This window comes from Flavihumibacter sp. CACIAM 22H1, assembly GCF_001601815.1.
In the GTDB taxonomy this organism is placed as follows: domain Bacteria; phylum Bacteroidota; class Bacteroidia; order Chitinophagales; family Chitinophagaceae; genus Flavihumibacter.
The window spans coordinates 99,730-117,755 of the sequence record NZ_LUKG01000004.1; the positions used below are offsets into that span (position 1 = coordinate 99,730).

The following is an 18,026-nucleotide window of genomic DNA, read 5'->3' on the forward strand; positions in this document are numbered from 1 at the left end:
CAAACATCGGGCAATTAGCAGACCCTATTAAAGATTTCCTTCTTCTTCGATGGCTACATAATGCACCAGTTTCCCCGATTCATTTACTACAGGAAAACCCTCGATGGAACAATTGTATAAACTTCCATCTTTTCTGTAATTCAGAATGGTGCAGGTGAATGGCTGAATTGCAGCAATAGCCGTTCGGATAAGTTCCCTGCTGCCAGGTTCGGTTGCAGGACCCTGGAAAAGTTTGGGGGTTTTTCCCAGGACTTCCTTCGGCAGGTAGCCATTCATCCGGATCATATTTTTGGTAGCAAAAACAATTTCCTGCTGCGTATTCGTAATCAATATGGTTTTATTTTCCCATATAAGTGCATTATCCAATGTTCGGCCCGGTGAAAATTTCCAGTAAGAAGATCGTTCAAATTTATTCAGGTAAAAAAGGTCCTGAGAAAACTCCTCCCGCCGGCTTCTTCCTTCCAATACAATATCCCAGCAAAGTAGTGGATGCGACATATGAAAAAATTTTAAATCAATTTACAGTTTTGTTCATAGGCTGCAATCATTTGTTGAATTATAACAAGTTTATTTCCCGGTGGACGGCTAGCTTTGTTACACAATTTCTTTATCTGACACTATCTGATATGCTGTTATTTCTAAAAAGTCTGGGGCTTACCATTACTGGTTTTTTACCCCTTGAAAATTTTCAGGATTCTCTTCCCCTAAAGTATGATGTGTATAAAACAACCCATCCTATTCAGATAGATGGGAAAATGGACAAAGCCTGGAAAAAAGCGCCCTGGACCAATTATTTTCAGGATATCGAAGGAAGTAAAAAACCGGTACCCCGTTTTAAAACAAGGGCCAAAATGCTTTGGGATGAAAACTATCTCTATATCCTGGCAGAATTAGAGGAACCCCATCTCTGGGCTACATTAACCGATCGGGATGCCATAATTTTTAATGATCATGACTTTGAAGTATTCCTGGATCCCAATAACGACCAGGAACAGTATTTTGAATATGAGATCAATGCCCTGGGCACAGTAATGGATCTATTTATGACCAAACCATATAAAAAAGGCGGTCCGATGGTTATGGGTTGGAATTCAGATGGGTTGATCAGTGCGGTTCAGTTAAACGGAACCCTCAACGATAACCGTGATATAGACAAGGGCTGGCTGGTTGAAATGGCTATCCCATATAAGGACCTGGAAAGGCCCGGGAGAATTTCTCACCCCGTACCCGGCGCTACCTGGCGTATTAATTTTTCGCGTGTTCAGTGGACCATGGATATGGACGGCAATTCCTATAAACGACGTATAGGTGAAAACGGGAAACGATTACCGGAAGACAATTGGGTTTGGTCGCCACAGGGACTGATTGATATGCATGTTCCGCAATATTGGGGGTATATTACATTCAAAGTAAAATAAACTAACTGCTATGAGCAACCGTAGAAATTTTATCAAAAACAGTTTATTAACTACTGCCGGGTTGTCGCTTGGTACCTCACTTGCTGCGGCGGAACCAGCTTTCAAAAAGAACAAAGCAAAACACTGGATCTGGACCCGGCCAAATTCAAAAGATACAGAAGCAGAATTAATAGACCGGTACGGAGCGTATGCGGCGGCAGGTGTACGGGGTGTTTTATTCGAAGACGATTCGGAGCTTCATTTCAGGACCGCAAAAAAAATGAAGCTGGAAGCACACCGCTGGAACTGGACCATGAATAAAGGCGTAAAAACCCTTATGGAGCAACACCCCGACTGGTATGCCGTATCAAGGGAGGGAAAATCTGTAATCGATCATCCGCCCTATGTTGGGTATTATCGCTGGCTTTGTCCGTCTAAACCCGCCGTGCAGGAGTATCTAAAGCAGGAAGCAGCACAGATTTTATCGAAAGATTATATAGACGGATTGCACCTGGATTATATACGCTTCTGTGATGTGATACTACCATTAAATCTCTGGAAAAATTATAACCTGGTGCAGCAACAGGAGCTGCCTGCTTTTGATTTTTGCTATTGTTCTACCTGCCGCGAGGCCTATAAAAAGGAATCGGGCAAAGATCCGCTTGACCTGCCCTACCCGGATGGTGTTTTATCATGGCGTCTGTTCAGGTATAATGCCATCAACAAAGTGGTAAATCAATTAGCAGAAGTAGCCAATCAACATAAAAAATGGATCACTGCGGCGGTATTTCCGACCCCTGAAGTGGCTCGGCGTATTGTACGGCAGGACTGGACCAATTGGAACCTGAATGCCGTTTTCCCTATGATTTATCATAAATTTTACCAGGAAGATGTAAAATGGATTGGAGATGCGGTTACCGAAGGAGTTCATTTTTTAGCAGGAAAGTTTCCCCTCTATGCAGGTTTGTACCTGCCAGATTTTGATTCTATGGACGAGCTTAAACAGGGTATAGAGTTATCCCTGCAAAAAGGCGCCGCGGGGGTTTCGTTGTTTGGAAACGTAACACCGGAAGTGCTGGCCACCCTTCAATCCGTTAAGACGGTTTGATCAGATTTCGGGTGTAAAAATCTGTGTCTACCTTCATCCTGGGGAAATAAGCGGGTAGATCTTCAGCAGCGATTTTTCGAAAATCATTTTTTTCATAAAAACGCTGCGCTGCCTTCAGTTGCTGAACGGTTCCGAGATAGATGTCATGGATGCCATTATGCTGGCACCACCTTGTAGCTGTGTCAAGCAGGGCCTGCCCAAGCCCGGTTTCTTTTCCCCTGAAATCAGCCCGTACAAACATTTTACGGATAGCGGCAGCCTGGTGTCCGATATCAATTAAGCCGATACTGCCCACCAGGTCCTGGTGGTGCAGGGCTACCCAGAAATTTCCCTTGTTCTGCTGGTAGAATTCTGGAATGATTAGCAGATCTGGTTGGTCATGGATGGTTACCGGAACCCCGAATTCAATTTGCTGAATGGGTAAAATGAGATGGATTACCCCTTGTTGGTGTTCATCTCTGTAAGGTTGAATAGAAAATGGTTTCATTAGCTGAATACGATGGTTTTATTGCCGGATACAAAAACGCGGTCTTCCAATACCAGTTTGAGTGCTTCGGCAAGCACTGCTTTTTCGATTTCATGTCCTGCTTCTATCATATCAGTTAGGCCATCATCGTGTTTAACAGGAATAATTTGTTGGGTAATGATAGGTCCTTCATCTAGGTCATTATTGACAATGTGCGCGGTTGCCCCAATTAATTTAACACCACGTTCAAATGCTTTTTTATAGGGGTTGGCTCCGATAAAAGCAGGCAGGAAAGAATGATGGATATTAATAATTCTGTCGAGGTATGTCTGTACAAAACGGGGGGAGAGTATGCGCATAAATTTGGCAAGTACGATATAATCGGGCTGGTAGCCTTGCAGTAGATTCAGGATGCGGGTTTCGAATTCCTCTTTGGAAATACCTTCATGACTTACCAGGTGAAATGGAATTTTAAACTTTTCAGTAAAAGGTTCGAGTAGGGGATAGTTCCCGATCACAGCCAGTATTTCTGCATGTAATTCTCCGAAGTACTGGCGTACCAGTAAATCGGCTAAACAATGGTATTCTTTTGTTACCAGTAATACTATTTTTTTCTTTTGCTGGGGAATAATCTGAACCTTGGCGGCGGGTGGCAGAAACTGGCGTAATTCATCTTCCAGCGCTGCCGCATGAAGTTCACCCGCAATCTCTAGTCTGGCAAAAAACTGTCCGGTAGCCGTTTCTACAAATTCTTTCATGACCATGATATTATGTCCATGCTGGTATAAAAGGCTGGTTATGCCGGCTATTAATCCTTTCTTATCAGAACATTTTATTCGGATAACATGGTTTTTTTCCATTCAGCTAATTTGAGTGGCAAATTTACCGGGTTTAGAGCATCGGTGCCTGTATGGCTGCTGAAATTCGGCTACATTTGCGCTGGTCAGGTGTTAAATCATTTAATATGGTAAAAGTTGGTGAGTTCAATACACTTACTGTGGCCCGGATAGTGGATTTCGGTGTTTTTTTAGACGATGGCCAGGAAGGGATTTTATTGCCAAAGCGATTTGTTCCTGCCGGTACTAAAATCGGAGACGAGTTAAAGGTGTTTGTATATCATGATTCAGAAGACCGGATCATTGCTACCACGCAGAAGCCGCTTGGCGTTGTAGGAGATATTGTTGCCTTAAAAGCCGTGGGTACTACTAACCAGGGGGCCTTTCTCGATTGGGGCTTGATGAAGGACATTTTTGTTCCCAAATCGAAACAGCTGGGTACGATGCGGGTGGGTGGTATTTATATTGTAAAGATTTATATCGATGAACAAACAGGCCGTGTGACCGCTACGGAAAAACTGGAAGCACTGCTTTCCAATGAGGTTTTGGAACTAAAGGAAAAAGACCGGGTGCGATTGCTGGTTTACCGGCGTACGGATATAGGGTATCTCTGTATTATTAATGGAAAACATACCGGGGTTCTACACTTCAGTGATATTTACCAGAATATCCAGGTTGGAGATCAGCTGGATGGATATATCCGGAAAATCCGGGAACAGAACAAAATAGATCTGGCCCTGGGCGAACGTGGATACCAGCGGATCGGTGGCGAAGCCGGTAAGATCATGGATCTCCTTGATGCACAGGGAGGTTTTCTTCCCTATCATGATAAATCTGATCCGGAAGATATATACGATAACCTGGGCATGAGCAAAAAGGCCTTCAAAATGGCGATCGGAAATCTATTCAAGCAACAGCTTATCCGTATAAAGGAAAACGGTATCGAAAAAATTTAAGGACGTTTTTTCCGTTGGCCAGGTGCATAAGGACGCGCCGACCTGGTACCATGCAGTTTTTTTGCCTGACCGGGTGGAAGGCGGTGAACTTTGTGTTGTTTCCGGGGGTGATGGTGTACGACCACCACTCTTCGCGTACAGGAAGCTACCGTAAATAAGAGCGCAATCAGGGCCAATAGACCGATTCCGAGTTTCATGGAATACGAATTTGGCGCTAATATAAGTAAAGCCGCTCAGGTTCAGGCATAGATACGTTCGATCTGATCGCGGTATTTTTCCTGTATAACCTTGCGTTTGAGGCTGAGTTTTGGGGTTAGCTCACCAGTTTCAACCGACCAGTCCCTGGCTAATAATTCAAATTTTTTGATTTGCTCCACATGGTTGAAGAACTTATTGAAGCTTTCCACCAAATCAATATAAAGTGCTATTACCTTGGGATGAAGGATCATTTCTTCATTGGACGTATAAGTGAGGTTTTGTTGCCGGCACCAGTCTCGCAGGTTCGCAAAGGATGGCACAATCAGCGCCCCTACAAATTTGCGCTCCGAACCAACAACCAGCACCTGTTCCACGAAAAGTGATTCTTTAAGTTTGTTCTCAATAGGCAGTGGGGCAACATATTTACCACCGCTGGTTTTGAACATTTCCTTTTTACGATCCGTAATTTTAAGGAATTTTCCTTCCTCCATTAAACCGATATCCCCGGTGCAAAACCAATCGCCGTCTTTCATTACTTCCGCGGTGAGGTCGGGCCGTTTGTAATAACCCATCATAATATGAGGGCCCCGGGAAAGGATTTCACCATCTTCTGCAATCTTTACTTCTACTCCATTTATAAGGGTTCCAACTGTTCCGAATTTCCGGCCTTGTTTGCCATAGCGGTTTACAGCAATTACCGGTGATGTTTCCGTCAACCCATATCCTTCCATAATAGGTATCTGGGCCGCGGTAAAAATCCGGATCAGTTTAACCTGGCAGGCAGCGCCGCCGCTTACGATGGCTTTGAGATTACCTCCCAAGCCTTCGCGCCACTTACTGAAAACCAGTTTATTGGCGAGTGCCAGCTGGGTATTGTACCAAAATCCCTGGTTTTTGTGGAGTTCAAAACCATCGGCCAGGTCATGAGCCCAGAAAAACAATTTTCGCTTTACACCGGTAAGTTCCATCCCCTTTTGCATGATCTTTTCATAAACTTTCTCCAGTAAGCGGGGTACGGTTGTAAAAAGGGTAGGGCGCACTTCTTTCAGGTTATCGCCAATGGTATCTAAACTTTCGGCGTAATAAATACTGGTACCTGCAAAAAGATATATATAGGTTACCATACGCTCAAAAATATGATTGAGCGGAAGAAAGCTCAGGGCTTTTTGTCCCTCTACACCAATTTCCGTAAATGCTGAATCAATGCAGCTGAGCACATTACTGAGCACGTTTTTATGCGATAGCATTACCCCTTTAGGCGTACCCGTGGTGCCGGAGGTATAAATTATGGTAAAAAGATCTTCGTAGTTAATCCGATTGGCAATAGCGGGGATTTTTTCCAGGGCCTCTGCCGAGCTATTCCGGAGTACATCTTTCCAGTGTGCGGCATTTGCCACATGTTCAAACGTGAATATGTATTGGAGAGAGGGTACCCTCGGCTGTACACTAACTATTTTATGGTAGAGTTCTTCATCATTTACAAAGGCCATTTTTACCCCGGCGTCATTGAGCACAAATTCCAGTTCCTTCACATTTATAGTGGGATAAAAAGGGGTTAATATACCTCCTATTTGCTGCACGGCCAGGTCTACCATCACCCATTCGGGCCGATTTTTAGATAAAATGGCAATCTTATCTCTACCCTCGGGGCTCATATCATTATAGCTGATGCCCAGGTTCAGCAGGCCTGCACTCAATTGATCCACGATCTCCTTAACTTCTCTGACACTGTATTCCTTCCATTGTCCGTTTTCTTTTCCAGCCAGCAGGGAAAGGGAGGGATTTTTTTCCAGTTGCAGGTTCAAGCAGTCAAATAGGCGTTGTGGCTGATTCATATGCTTCAATCGTTAGGGGTGAATAATCCTTTTCAAATATAGGTAACCACTACCAATAAAAAACCGGCAGCCATGGCTGCCGGTTCATCCAACACAAAACAGGCCTTCAAAAAGGCGAATTATAACTTATTTGCGTTGATATTCAATTTGATATTAACCTCCGGACGGATAAATTTATCGCCCAGGCTCTGGTCATTGCCGTAGTACATGCCCCATTGTGTGCGGTCAATGTTAAAATTAGCGATGGCTTTTACTGTGTTGTCAGCTACGGTAACCCGGGCAGGGAAACTCACATTTTTAGTGCTGTCTTTCAGGGTAAGGTTGCCACTGATTTTGTGCGTAGCAGCGCTGTCGCCGTTTACCGGCTCAACGGCCGTAATTACGAAACTGGCGGTAGGGTATTTTGCCGCATCAAAGAAATCAGCACTTTTCAGGTGTCCTTCCAGCTTCCCTTTCATCTCACCCTCCATATCCAGGTCTGTGAGGGAATTGATATCAATGGTAAATTTACCTGCTGTAATACTGCCATCAGCAATGCTGAATTCGCCATTGGCAATTTTTAAGGTACCGTTGTGTTGACCAACGGGTTTGGTACCCACCCATTCTACCACACTTGCGGTGGTATCAATGGAGTAACTGGCGCCGCTACCGGCCGCTGCTGCCTGCGCGTCTGCAGTGGTGGCAGCATCCCCTTCCGGGGCATTGTTACAGGCTGTAGCCAGTGCAGCTACTGAAGCGAATAAGAAGATTGCTTTTTTCATCGTGCGTTGTAATTTTTTCTATTGTTGAGCAAAGATAATGAAAAGCATAACAACAATGTTCAAACATCGATTAAAAATTACTGTGAATATTTTCTAAAATCAATTAATAGCTTGATTATCAGTTCATTTTCATTTTGCTTGTAACCAGCGATAGTCCTGGTTTGCGGGTAATTTGAAGACCCTGCCGCGTTGGAATTGCAGAAAAGCCTCGTAATTGGTAGCGTTGGCCTGGGTCCATTGCTGAAAAGCCGGCAGGTTTTGCGCCGCTCCGAAAAGCCATTGGTTGTAGGCCTCGAAATAGCCTTCTTTAAGTAGCTGACGATGATAGTCAAATAAGCGGAAAGGATAGCTGACCGGCTCTTTTTGATACCAGTCCAGTATAAACCGGCTTCTTAACTTCGTTAGGGAAGCGGCATTGATACCACCACTGACAGAGCCTGCCTGTTTATCCAACGCTGCGCTGAACGCCAGTTCAAACCCGTTTTTTGGGTTAGGGGCAGTAAGGCTGCCCATATTGGTATAGTATTTTTTATAGCCATTGAGCAGCAGCTCTTTTATTTCCGGCGTGCGCCTGCTGTAACTTTCCAGGTTTACAAAGATCTCTCCATAGATCAGGGCCCAGATTTTGTCCTTGGTTAGATAATAATGCTTGGCTGCATTATAGTAGTTGCCGGAGTAATTAGGATCTGATGAAATGCCTTTTTCCCATTGCTCAACAGCGGCTTCAAATTTTTCTTTCGACCAGAGGTATTCTCCGTATTCATTGTAAAGCACCCCGCTCGAAGGAAAGAGTTTAATACCGTTTTTATAGAGTTTTTCCGCTTCCTTGGTTTCTTCGATCGCCCGGTAACTGAGCCCGAGGAGTTGAAAACTCCGGATATCGGGCGTTGTTTTTCCAATAAGCTGCTTACCCAGTTCAATGGCCTTACTATAATTACGTGCCAGGTAATAGGTAAACAGTAAATCATTCTGAAGGTCTGCATTGCCAGGTTCCAGCGACAATGCTTTATTCAACACCAGCGCAGCGTTGGAGTAATCCGTTTCCTGCATATATTTTCTGGCTGAGGCATGGAGGGTTTTTACATCCTCCTGGGCGCTGAGTTCCAGTGTTGTAAAAATGCAGGCCAGGCAGATACCTAAGAAAACGGAACTACGCATTATGCATAAATTAGGTGGGTTAATAAACCATCTCTCAGTTTGGGTTCAAACCAGGTACTTTTTGGAGGCATCACATTTCCGCTATCAGCAATATCAAAAAGTTGCTGGATGCTTACCGGGTGAAGACTGAATGCTATTTTCATTTCGCCGCTGTTCACTCTTTTTTCCAGTTCACCCAGGCCGCGGATACCCCCTACAAAGTCAATGCGTTTATCTGTACGCTGATCTTTAATTCCCAACAGTGGGTCGAGGATTTTTTCGGCCAGGATGGTTACATCCAGGATACCGATGGGGTCGGTGCTATAGCTTCCTTCCTTAGCCGTTAATTTAAACCACTGCTCGCCCAGGTACATGCCAAATTCGTGCAAATGCGTAGGGGAGAAGGCAGCGGGCATCCGTTCCACTTCAAAATGATCATAAAGGGCGCGCAGGAAATCTGCTTCCGAATGCCCATTCAGGTCTTTCACTACCCTGTTATAGTCCATAATATGCAGCTGTCCGGCAGGAAAAAGGGTAGTAAGGAAATAATTGGCATTATCATGATAACCGGCTTCCAATGATTTGCGCACTTTGGCTGCAGAAGCAGCCCGGTGGTGACCATCAGCGATATAGGTAAAAGGTACCTGGCTTTCAAATACCGTGGTTATTTCCTGAATGGCAGGTTCCTCGTTAACCACCCAGATTTTATGTTCAATTCCATCTTCCGCAGTAAAGGTATAAAGTGCCGGTTTTTTCTTCCAGGCATCTACCAGTTGATTGATGGTTTCCACATCGCGGTAGGCCAGAAATACATTACCAGTCTGTGCTCCGCTGGTACGGATATGATTGATCCTGTCCTGCTCTTTTTCAGGCCGGGTGAACTCATGTTTTTTAATGATATCCGCTTCGTAATCATCAACGGAAGAAACCGCAACCAGCCCGGTTTGATGACGTCCGTTCATTACTAGTTCATAAATATAGTAGCAAGGTTTTTCTTCTCTTAGCAGTACCCCATTTTCCTGCAGTGCTTGAAGGTTGGTTTTGGCTTTTTCGTATACTTCGGCCGTGTGTATATCCGAAATTCCGGGCAGGTCAATTTCTGCCTTGGTAACATGTAAAAAGCTATAGGGGTTACCCTTCGCTGTTTCGGCGGCTTCGGCAGAATTTAACACATCATAAGGAGGTGCTGCTACCTGCGCTGCTTTATCTGTATGGGGACGAAGGGCTTTAAATGGTTGAATCTTTGCCATGTTGCTTAAATGTAAGAATTATCCTTTTTTGGTTGCGAAATCTTTCATGAAGTCGGTAAGTGTAACTACAGATTCATAAGAAAGTGCATTGTACATACTGATCCTGAATCCACCTACTGAACGATGTCCTTTCACGCCGTAAAAATTATGTTCTTTGCAGGCAGCCTGGAATTCCTTTTCTACGGCACTATCCTGTATCGTAAATACCGCATTCATAGTACTCCTGTCCTTTTTGGCAACCGGAGCAGTATATATAGGATGCTGGTCGATGGTATTATACAAGAGTTGTGCCTTCTTTTCGTTGATTGCCTGAATAGCGGCTACCCCGCCCTGTTGCTTTAACCAGCGTAGGGTTAACATACAAACATACACGGCAAATACCGGTGGGGTATTTAACATGGAACCGTTTTTGATATGCTCCCGATAGTCCATCATTACCGGTAATTCACGATCCGCTTTTCCGAGAATAGCAGGATCTACAATTACTAGGTTAACCCCCGCAGCGCCGATATTTTTTTGTGCGCCTGCATAGATCAGGGAAAACCGGTTAAAATCCATTTCCTGGCTCAGGATATCACTGCTCATATCCGCCACTAATGGAATATTGGTGGCCGGAATGTTATGCATTTGCGTACCTTCTACGGTATTATTGGTTGTATAATGAAAATAGCTGGCATCGGGGGAGATGGTATAGCTGTCCGGGATATAAGAATAATTGCGGTCCTTAGAGCTGGCTACCACCTCTACTTTCCCGTATAGGCGGGCATCTTTAATTGCTTTCACCCCCCAGGTGCCACCGTCGAGATAAGCCGCTGTATGGTTAGCCGCAAGCAGGTTCATGGGTACCTGGAAAAATTGTGTGGAGGCACCTCCGTGCAGAAACAACACTTCCTTTTCTTCGTTCAGGTGCATCAGTTCTTTGACCAGCGAGCGGGCTTCGTCCATAACAGCCTGAAAGGCATCGGTACGATGACCAATTTCTAGTATGGATAAGCCCATGTTATTGAAGTTCAGAATGGCTTCACTGGCTGCTTTGAAGACTTCCGGAGGTAATACAGAAGGGCCTGCATTAAAATTGTGTACCACTTCGTTGGCTGGTTTGGTGAGTCCGCAAGTTCCTTAAAAATTGTCAATTCTCCTTGTCTTTAGTCACAGGATTTGCCCTTGACAGGTTGATTTCTCCAGTAAAAGCTCAGCGTATCGAGGGTATACAGCATAGAATCTGCCGCTGATGCTGCACGTATCTTGCGTAAGTCGGGCTGTCCTGCATTTATCCAGGCAGTATACCAATAATCCGCTACCGCCTGCACAGACTGGCGCATTCTGCGTTCCACCATACCTCCTAATAGGGCATTGTAGCGTTGGCTGAACTGGGTCGAATATTGGCGGATCAGTGCCTGGTTTCTCCATTCAAAAGCATATTTCTGATCGCTGCTGAAGGAATTACTGAGGGCGGCTTCCTGGCCCAGTACTGAATCTACGGCTGCAGCGCTTTCCAGGATTATTTTCCAGATCATTTCAGCCGGTTGGCTCATATAACGCGCTTTTTCCAGGTAGAAGTCCCATTCTTTATCCGCCAGTAGTTCCGGCAGCCGGCTTTCCCAAAAACCATGTATACCGTGTTGGTTGGTTTTTTGTCCGTTGTGGTTAGAACTGGTATGCAGGGGTACATGGGCGTCACCAATATAGTGTCCCAGGTCGGCGGACAATCGTAAAATAGCCCCCTGGTTTCTATTTTTAAATGCGCCGGTCAGCCTGTTTAGCAGTTCCTGTACCCGCCAGGGAAGAATCCCATGCTGCAACAGGCTGTCTTCCCCATATTTTTCAACGGCAGCTTCCCAACTCCTGGGCAATTCTGTAAAGGGGTAGTTACCGTACTGATCCAGGTCTATAAAATGCCGGGGCCCTTCGTTTTTAAGGACATACCTTCTTTTATCCGGATCGGTAGCATGTGTTTTCAGGTACTGCGCAGCGGGCTTATAAAAAATAAGCATTTCCGGGGGAAGCAGATAAATGGCATAAGCATTGATTTTTTCATGGGCAAAAAATCCCCAGCAATAGAGTCTTTGCGACAGCAGCAGGGCTGTCAGCAGCAAAACGATCGAACGCATAAAACAGGTTTTTCTATCCTTTGGAACCCGTGGTTTCCTGGTCAGGTTCAGCTATCCCCCCCGATACCACGTATTTCATGGCATCAGCGGGTTTGATGTGATCCAATGGACGTACCCGCTGGCGTGGAACCAGGAAGGTTTGCCCGGCAAAGGAGTAGGAAAATGGAATGTATACAGTGATATAGTCGTGGAAGCCGAATTCACTTGCGTCGTCATCCGTCACAAAGCCGATCTGGTAGATGTCTGGCTGGTGGATGGCAACAGCCACCGGTTTATTAAATTTTCTTTTATTGCCGGCAAAGGCCTCGAAAAAATCCTTAATAGAGGAGTAAATGAACTTAACGCCGGGGGCTTTTTCAAGAAACTGATCAAACAGGCTGAAGATCCGGCTGGTGATGAAATTGGAACTCAGGTAGCCTACCACAATAAGGGCTACAATAATTATGATAAAACCCAGCCCGTAGTTCCGGGTGGCAATACTTCCATCCGGCGCTTTTTGCTGAAATATAGGCAGTAGGTTATCTATCGAGGAAACAAACCAATATAAAAGGTACCCGGTAATTACCACGGGGGCTGTAACCAACAGGCCCTGTAGAAAATACTGGAAGATTTTTTTCCACCTCCAGCCATCGCTTTTTATCGGTTGATTGTCCATATATCGTGTTCCAGCTGCAAACCTACTAAAAGCTCAGCAGGCTGTTGCCGGTATTTTCACCTGTTTTTGCCTTCACCCGTTTAGTGGTTACCGCGCAGGTACCCCCCACCAACCGGTGGAGAAACACTCATTTTCGGGACGAATGGTAAAATAGTTTGATGGAAACTTTTGTTACATTCAAAGTTTCCATAGTTTTGTTTCCGAATATGAGTGAACAGGAAGCCAGAGACAGGATACTTATCAAGAGCCGTGATTTATTCATGAAATACGGCATCCGAAGTGTAAGTATGGATGATATTGCCAGTGAAATGGGAATTAGTAAAAAAACTATTTACCAGTATTTTGCTGACAAAGAGGAATTGGTACTAGAAGTGATTGACTGCAGAATTGGTGAATCACAAGGGCAATGTGATATAGACAAGGAAAGAGCGGAAAACGCCGTAGATGAAATGTTTAAGGCAATGGAAATGGTGGAACAGATGTTCCGAACCATGAACCCTTCCGTACTGTTGGATTTAAAAAAATATCATCCGAAAGCATATGAGAAATTCCTGCAACACAAGAACGATTACATCTACAATACCATTCGTGATAACCTGATCCGTGGCATTCAGGAAGAATTATACCGTCCTGAATTGAATATCGACATAATTGCCCGATTCCGTATTGAAAGTATGCTTATGCCGCTTGATCCCGTTTTCTACAGCGGAAATAAATTAACCCTTGCCGATGTTGAACAACAGATTATAGAACATTATCTGTTTGGTATCGTCAGCATGAAAGGGTATAGGTTGGTTCTGAAGTATCAGCAAAAAAAGAAAAAGATCTAAATCATCTAACAATGAACATGAAAACGATGTGGAGGTGCCTATCAATCCTGCTGCTAACAGGCCTGATGAGCGGACCGTTAAGCACCTGCGCCCAGGAACAAAGAAACATTCAACAACTGAGCATTCAGGAAGCGGTTGCCTATGCAAAACAGCATAGTTACCAGGTAAAAAAAGTGTTGGAAGATATCCGTATTCAGCAACAGGTAAACCGAGAAGTTACGGCTAGCGCGCTTCCGCAGGTAAACGGTTCCTTCAGCCTCATCGATAATATTAAACTTCCGGTAAGCCTGGTGCCGGGTGAGTTTTTCGGCGGAGCTCCTGGTACTTTTATTCCTGTACAATTTGGGGTGCAGTACAGCTCTACACTTGGAGCAGAACTGAACCAGATCCTTTTCGACGGCCAGGTATTTGTAGGTTTACAGGCCAGGAATGCCGCCATGGAATTTTCCAGGAAAAATGCAGAACTGACCGAAGAAGCTATTGCTGTTAATGTTCATAAAGTGTATTACCAACTCCTGATCGGTGAGCAGCAACTGGATCTTTTTCATGATAATATCGAACGCTTTGAAAAACTTTTTCACGACACCCGCGAAATTTATAAAAATGGTTTTGCTGAACAACTGGATGTAGATAAAGTTAGCGTTACACTCACGAATCTCCGGACAGACAGCCTGAAGTTGAAGACGCAATTGAATAATGGATATCTCGGGCTTAAAATGCTGATCGGGATGCCCCTGGCAGACAGCCTCGTATTAACTGAACAGCTATCCAATGACCTGATCAAGGAAAATCTGCTGGATACCTCTTATGCATACACCGATCGACGCGATTTTCAATTACTTGAAATCGGAAAAGAACTGAACGATTACAACGTAAAACGATATCGCCTGATGGCCTTGCCAACAGTAAGCCTGTTTGGAAACTATTTTACCAATGCCCAGCGTAATGAATTTGATTTTCTCAAATCAGGCGGGCGGTGGTTTCAGCAAAGTACCATCGGGCTTCGGCTTAATGTACCCATTTTTGACGGCTTCCGCCGCCGGGCACTGATGGAGCAGGCAAAATCGGCCGTTCGGAAAACGGAATTTGATATGGAACTGTTGAAATTATCGATCGACAATGATGTAGCCAGCTCACGCAACCGCTTCCGCGATGCCGTATTAGCAGTGGATGCACAACGTAAAAATATGGAACTGGCAGAGCGGGTCTTTGATCAGACAAAAAAGAAATACGAACAGGGCCTTGGGTCAAATACAGAAATCAATACTGCACAGACCGAATTACGTGCAGCACAAACCAATTTGTACTCCGCCCTTTACGATGCTGCGGTGGCAAGAGTTGATTACCTCAAAGCCATTGGAAAAATTTATTAATAAACCGAATACTATATAAATCAAACTATATGCAAGCGAGTATACAACAACTATTGTTATCCTCTTCCTTACTGCTGCTGTTGGCATGCGGAAACAATAGTATGGTCGATAAAAAGAAAGAAGAACTCTCCAAACTAAAAGCACAACAACTTTCCACCACCGAGCAAATAGCTAAACTGGAAAAAGAAATACTGCAACTCGATTCAACAGCTATCCCTCCTGAAAAACCGAAACTGGTGGTAACAGCGCCGCTGAATACCGCACCGTTTACGCACTACATAGATTTACAGGGTAAAATCGAAGCCGTAAATATTTCTTATGTTACCCCCCGCGGTATGGGTGGTCAGGTAAGGGCTATTTATGTAAAGCAGGGCGACCAGGTTGCAAAAGGTAAACTGTTATTAAAACTGGATGATGCGGTCATTCATCAACAATTACAAACCGCTAAAACCCAGCTGGATTATGCAAAAAATCTGTATAACCGTCAAAAAAATCTGTGGGACCAGAATATTGGTACCGAAGTACAGTTGATTACAGCCAAGAATAACGTTGATCAGGCCGAACGCCAGATTGGTATCCTGGAGGAACAACTCGCAATGACCAATGTATATGCGCAGGTAAGCGGTATTGCAGATGAAGTGAATATTAAAGTGGGTGAAACCTTTACCGGTTCTCCTATGAATGGGATCAGGATTGTAAATACCAGTGATTTAAAAGCTGTTGCCCAGGTTCCTGAAAACTACCTGGAAAGAGTAAAAGTTGGTAGCCCGGTTAAAGTAATACTGCCTGATATCAATAAATCATTCAGTACAAAAGTAAGTGTATCCGGTAAGCTGATTGACCCGAATAGCCGTTCTTTCTACATTGAGTCCAAAATGCCTGCCGATAAAATGGTTCGGCCCAACCAGATCGCCAATATCCGGATTGAAGATTATACCGTCAAAGACGCTATTACCATACCTGTAAATACCCTTCAGAACGATGAAAAAGGAAAATTTGTATTGGTTGCAGTAAATGAGGGTGGAAAACTCCGCGCGAAAAAAAGACCGGTTGAAACCGGCGAGCTCTATGGCAATGAATTGGAAATACATAAAGGATTGCAGGCAGGAGACCAGTTGATTACCGAAGGTTTCCAGGGATTGTATGACGGACAATTGATTACGACCAGCCTGTAACCGGAAATGAATGGTGAATGAAATTATTGCAAACGAGTAAAATAATACAATGAGTGCGCTCGAAAATATAAAAGGTAAGTTCAAACAATTTGGACCAACTACCTGGAGTATAAAAAACAAGACCTCGATTTATCTGATGATGATTTTCGTGAGTATTGTTGGAGTATTCCAGTTTGTTACCCTGCCTAAAGAACAATTTCCGGATATCGTTATTCCAACAATTTATGTACAAACCATTTATGTTGGAAACTCCCCCAAGGATATTGAAAACCTTGTTTCCCGCCCTATCGAAAAAGAGATTAAAGGGATTACAGGTGCCAAATCAAAAAAACAACCAGTACTTCTCAACAGGACTTCAGTGCTATTATCGTAGAGTTTGATACCGACGTAAAAACGGATATAGCTTTGCAGAAAGTAAAAGATGCCGTTGATAAAGCCAAAAAAGACCTTCCAACAGATCTTACAGAAGAACCCTCTGTAATGGAAGTAAGCTTTTCGGAACAACCCATCATGTACGTGAATGTTAGTGGTGATTTTGATCTGCAAAGGCTGAAAAGTTATGCCGATGAATTACAGGACCGCCTGGAGGAATTACCACAAATCAACCGGGTAGATCTGGTAGGTGCACCTGAAAGAGAGTTCCAGATCAATGTTGATAATGCAAGAATGGAAGCTGCCAATATTACGTTTGATGATATTGCAAATGCCGTGGCAAGGGAAAACCTGGATATATCCGGCGGTTTGCTGGAAGTAGGCAGTATGAAAAGAAACCTGCAGCTGAAAGGACAGTTCAAAACTTCCTATGATATTGAAAAAGTGATTCTCCGAAATACCAGTGGAGCCCCGATTTATTTAAAAGACATCGCTACAATTAAAGACACCGTAAAGGAAACGGAAAGTTATGCACGGCTGGATGGAAAAAAAGTTATTACGCTTAATATTATCAAACGCTCGGGCGAAAACCTGATTGAAACGTCTGATGATGTAAAAAGAGTGGTGGACGAATTAAAAGCAACAGAGTTCCCCAAAAACCTTAACCTGGTGATTACCGGTGACCAGAGTAAAGCTACCCGGGTATCTTTTAACGACCTGGTTAACTCCATCGTTATCGGATTTGTGCTGGTACTGATTATTCTGATGTTTTTTATGGGGGTTGTAAATGCGTTTTTCGTGGCACTTAGTGTACCACTCAGCATGTTTGTTGCTTTTCTGTTTCTACCGGCCGCAGATCTGATTGTAGGCGGGCATGTAACATTGAACTTTATTGTGCTTTTTGCCCTCTTATTCGGCCTGGGAATTATTGTGGATGATGCTATTGTGGTGATTGAAAATACCCATAGGATCTTTATGGAAGGTAGGGGTAAACTGAACGCTGAACGTTCGGCAATGATGGCTGCCGGGGAGGTTTTTATTCCCGTATTAGCAGGTACCCTTACCACCCTGGCGCCCTTTGTGCCCCTGCTTTTCTGGCCGGGTATCATTGGTAAATTCATGATCTATCTGCCTACCATGCTCATTTTTACCCTGGCAGCTTCCCTGGTCGTTGCTTTTATTATGAACCCGGTATTTGCGGTAGATTTCATGAACCATGATGAAAAGGTGGAATCAAAAGCGGCCATTTTCAAAAAGAAAGGTTTCTGGATTGCATTACTGCTGGGTATATTACTCATTGTTTCCGGTGCAACTTTCGGCAGAGCCTTACCTGGTGCCACCAATTGGTACTTCTTCTGGGGTAACCTTTTATTGTTCTTTATACTGCTTGCTATTCTGAATACATATGTATTAAGCGATACCATTCACAGTTTTCAGAACCGTGTATTGCCCTGGATTATGTCGCATTACGAAAGTTTGCTCAGGTGGTCATTGAAAGGATGGCGCCCTGTACAGATCCTGCTCGGAACGGTAGGCTTGTTCGTATTCTCCTTCCTGCTTTTTGGG

Annotated in this window: 19 protein-coding genes; 8 read left to right on the forward strand and 11 right to left on the reverse strand. The window is 44.2% G+C overall.

The window, feature by feature from the left end; translation table 11 throughout:
* Positions 1-27 precede the first annotated feature (27 nt).
* The gene (locus A1D16_RS02270; RefSeq protein ID WP_290707373.1) at positions 28-498 is read right to left on the reverse strand and encodes a PAS domain-containing protein; all 471 of its coding nucleotides are present in this window, start codon (positions 496-498) and stop codon (positions 28-30) included.
* 128 nt (positions 499-626) lie between these two features.
* Between A1D16_RS02270 and A1D16_RS02275 the strand changes: the two genes are divergently transcribed.
* Together A1D16_RS02275 and A1D16_RS02280 are read left to right on the forward strand one after the other, a co-directional pair.
* Entirely contained in the window at positions 627-1,418 is a 792-nt protein-coding gene (locus A1D16_RS02275; protein ID WP_290707375.1) for a carbohydrate-binding family 9-like protein, read from the forward strand.
* A gap of 10 nt (positions 1,419-1,428) precedes the next feature.
* Positions 1,429-2,505, forward strand: coding sequence for a Tat pathway signal protein (locus tag A1D16_RS02280; RefSeq protein ID WP_290707377.1), 1,077 nt, complete (start codon positions 1,429-1,431; stop codon positions 2,503-2,505).
* Here A1D16_RS02280 and A1D16_RS02285 read toward each other — a convergent pair.
* Together A1D16_RS02285 and purU are read right to left on the reverse strand one after the other, a co-directional pair.
* Positions 2,492-2,992 (reverse strand): GNAT family N-acetyltransferase, encoded by a 501-nt coding sequence (locus A1D16_RS02285; RefSeq protein WP_290707379.1) that lies wholly within the window; start codon positions 2,990-2,992, stop codon positions 2,492-2,494. The genes A1D16_RS02280 and A1D16_RS02285 overlap by 14 nt on opposite strands.
* Complete coding sequence (gene purU, locus A1D16_RS02290; protein ID WP_290707381.1) at positions 2,992-3,831, reverse strand: formyltetrahydrofolate deformylase; 840 nt, start codon at positions 3,829-3,831, stop codon at positions 2,992-2,994. Before purU ends, A1D16_RS02285 begins: the two co-directional genes overlap by 1 nt.
* A 104-nt stretch (positions 3,832-3,935) precedes the next feature.
* Between purU and A1D16_RS02295 the strand changes: the two genes are divergently transcribed.
* On the forward strand, positions 3,936-4,763 hold the full coding sequence (locus A1D16_RS02295) for a S1-like domain-containing RNA-binding protein (protein WP_290707383.1): 828 nt from the start codon (positions 3,936-3,938) through the stop codon (positions 4,761-4,763).
* Here the strand turns inward: A1D16_RS02295 and A1D16_RS02300 are convergent.
* The 8 genes from A1D16_RS02300 to A1D16_RS02335 form a co-directional block, all read right to left on the reverse strand.
* Positions 4,760-4,960, reverse strand: a complete 201-nt coding sequence (locus tag A1D16_RS02300; RefSeq protein WP_290707385.1) for a hypothetical protein — start codon at positions 4,958-4,960, stop codon at positions 4,760-4,762. The two genes, A1D16_RS02295 and A1D16_RS02300, sit on opposite strands and share 4 nt — an antisense overlap.
* 42 nt (positions 4,961-5,002) lie before the next feature.
* Complete coding sequence (locus A1D16_RS02305) at positions 5,003-6,796, reverse strand: long-chain fatty acid--CoA ligase (RefSeq protein ID WP_290707388.1); 1,794 nt, start codon at positions 6,794-6,796, stop codon at positions 5,003-5,005.
* A 119-nt stretch (positions 6,797-6,915) separates the two neighbouring features.
* Positions 6,916-7,557, reverse strand: coding sequence for a YceI family protein (locus A1D16_RS02310; RefSeq protein WP_290707390.1), 642 nt, complete (start codon positions 7,555-7,557; stop codon positions 6,916-6,918).
* A 129-nt stretch (positions 7,558-7,686) separates the two neighbouring features.
* Entirely contained in the window at positions 7,687-8,715 is a 1,029-nt protein-coding gene (locus A1D16_RS02315; protein ID WP_290707392.1) for a tetratricopeptide repeat protein, read from the reverse strand.
* Entirely contained in the window at positions 8,715-9,944 is a 1,230-nt protein-coding gene (locus A1D16_RS02320) for a DUF1015 family protein (protein WP_290707394.1), read from the reverse strand. Before A1D16_RS02320 ends, A1D16_RS02315 begins: the two co-directional genes overlap by 1 nt.
* 18 nt (positions 9,945-9,962) lie before the next feature.
* On the reverse strand, positions 9,963-11,030 hold the full coding sequence (gene serC, locus A1D16_RS02325) for a 3-phosphoserine/phosphohydroxythreonine transaminase (protein ID WP_290707396.1): 1,068 nt from the start codon (positions 11,028-11,030) through the stop codon (positions 9,963-9,965).
* Between the two features lie 59 nt (positions 11,031-11,089).
* Complete coding sequence (locus tag A1D16_RS02330) at positions 11,090-12,055, reverse strand: zinc dependent phospholipase C family protein (protein ID WP_290707398.1); 966 nt, start codon at positions 12,053-12,055, stop codon at positions 11,090-11,092.
* Between the two features lie 13 nt (positions 12,056-12,068).
* A complete protein-coding gene (locus A1D16_RS02335; protein ID WP_290707401.1) occupies positions 12,069-12,710 on the reverse strand; it encodes a DUF502 domain-containing protein in 642 nt (213 codons plus the stop codon).
* Positions 12,711-12,868: 158 nt separating this feature from the next.
* On the opposite strand from A1D16_RS02335, the gene A1D16_RS02340 reads away from it, so the two are divergent.
* The 5 genes from A1D16_RS02340 to A1D16_RS02360 all read left to right on the forward strand — a co-directional run.
* On the forward strand, positions 12,869-13,540 hold the full coding sequence (locus A1D16_RS02340) for a TetR/AcrR family transcriptional regulator (protein WP_290707403.1): 672 nt from the start codon (positions 12,869-12,871) through the stop codon (positions 13,538-13,540).
* A gap of 65 nt (positions 13,541-13,605) precedes the next feature.
* Positions 13,606-14,913: a TolC family protein gene (locus A1D16_RS02345; protein WP_290707405.1), complete on the forward strand. Its 1,308-nt coding sequence runs from the start codon at positions 13,606-13,608 to the stop codon at positions 14,911-14,913.
* A 29-nt stretch (positions 14,914-14,942) separates the two neighbouring features.
* The gene (locus A1D16_RS02350) at positions 14,943-16,088 is read left to right on the forward strand and encodes an efflux RND transporter periplasmic adaptor subunit (protein ID WP_290707407.1); all 1,146 of its coding nucleotides are present in this window, start codon (positions 14,943-14,945) and stop codon (positions 16,086-16,088) included.
* 49 nt (positions 16,089-16,137) lie between these two features.
* Positions 16,138-16,461 (forward strand): efflux RND transporter permease subunit, encoded by a 324-nt coding sequence (locus tag A1D16_RS02355; RefSeq protein ID WP_290707409.1) that lies wholly within the window; start codon positions 16,138-16,140, stop codon positions 16,459-16,461.
* On the forward strand, positions 16,455-18,026 hold a 1,572-nt coding region (locus tag A1D16_RS02360; RefSeq protein WP_290707430.1), incomplete at its 3' end, for an efflux RND transporter permease subunit. The genes A1D16_RS02355 and A1D16_RS02360, both read left to right, overlap by 7 nt.

What these genes read in the sequence shown, in the direction of transcription:
- A1D16_RS02340 (WP_290707403.1), top strand. Translation starts at nt 12,869, where the DNA reads ATGGAAACTTTTGTTACATTCAAAGTTTCCATAGTTTTGTTTCCGAAT.
- A1D16_RS02310 (WP_290707390.1), bottom strand. Translation starts at nt 7,557, where the DNA reads ATGAAAAAAGCAATCTTCTTATTCGCTTCAGTAGCTGCACTGGCTACA.
- A1D16_RS02330 (WP_290707398.1), bottom strand. Translation starts at nt 12,055, where the DNA reads ATGCGTTCGATCGTTTTGCTGCTGACAGCCCTGCTGCTGTCGCAAAGA.
- A1D16_RS02300 (WP_290707385.1), bottom strand. Translation starts at nt 4,960, where the DNA reads ATGAAACTCGGAATCGGTCTATTGGCCCTGATTGCGCTCTTATTTACG.
- A1D16_RS02295 (WP_290707383.1), top strand. Translation starts at nt 3,936, where the DNA reads ATGGTAAAAGTTGGTGAGTTCAATACACTTACTGTGGCCCGGATAGTG.
- A1D16_RS02335 (WP_290707401.1), bottom strand. Translation starts at nt 12,710, where the DNA reads ATGGACAATCAACCGATAAAAAGCGATGGCTGGAGGTGGAAAAAAATC.
- A1D16_RS02345 (WP_290707405.1), top strand. Translation starts at nt 13,606, where the DNA reads ATGAGCGGACCGTTAAGCACCTGCGCCCAGGAACAAAGAAACATTCAA.
- A1D16_RS02350 (WP_290707407.1), top strand. Translation starts at nt 14,943, where the DNA reads ATGCAAGCGAGTATACAACAACTATTGTTATCCTCTTCCTTACTGCTG.
- A1D16_RS02280 (WP_290707377.1), top strand. Translation starts at nt 1,429, where the DNA reads ATGAGCAACCGTAGAAATTTTATCAAAAACAGTTTATTAACTACTGCC.
- A1D16_RS02305 (WP_290707388.1), bottom strand. Translation starts at nt 6,796, where the DNA reads ATGAATCAGCCACAACGCCTATTTGACTGCTTGAACCTGCAACTGGAA.
- A1D16_RS02270 (WP_290707373.1), bottom strand. Translation starts at nt 498, where the DNA reads ATGTCGCATCCACTACTTTGCTGGGATATTGTATTGGAAGGAAGAAGC.
- purU (WP_290707381.1), bottom strand. Translation starts at nt 3,831, where the DNA reads ATGGAAAAAAACCATGTTATCCGAATAAAATGTTCTGATAAGAAAGGA.
- A1D16_RS02285 (WP_290707379.1), bottom strand. Translation starts at nt 2,992, where the DNA reads ATGAAACCATTTTCTATTCAACCTTACAGAGATGAACACCAACAAGGG.
- A1D16_RS02320 (WP_290707394.1), bottom strand. Translation starts at nt 9,944, where the DNA reads ATGGCAAAGATTCAACCATTTAAAGCCCTTCGTCCCCATACAGATAAA.
- A1D16_RS02315 (WP_290707392.1), bottom strand. Translation starts at nt 8,715, where the DNA reads ATGCGTAGTTCCGTTTTCTTAGGTATCTGCCTGGCCTGCATTTTTACA.
- A1D16_RS02275 (WP_290707375.1), top strand. Translation starts at nt 627, where the DNA reads ATGCTGTTATTTCTAAAAAGTCTGGGGCTTACCATTACTGGTTTTTTA.
- A1D16_RS02355 (WP_290707409.1), top strand. Translation starts at nt 16,138, where the DNA reads ATGAGTGCGCTCGAAAATATAAAAGGTAAGTTCAAACAATTTGGACCA.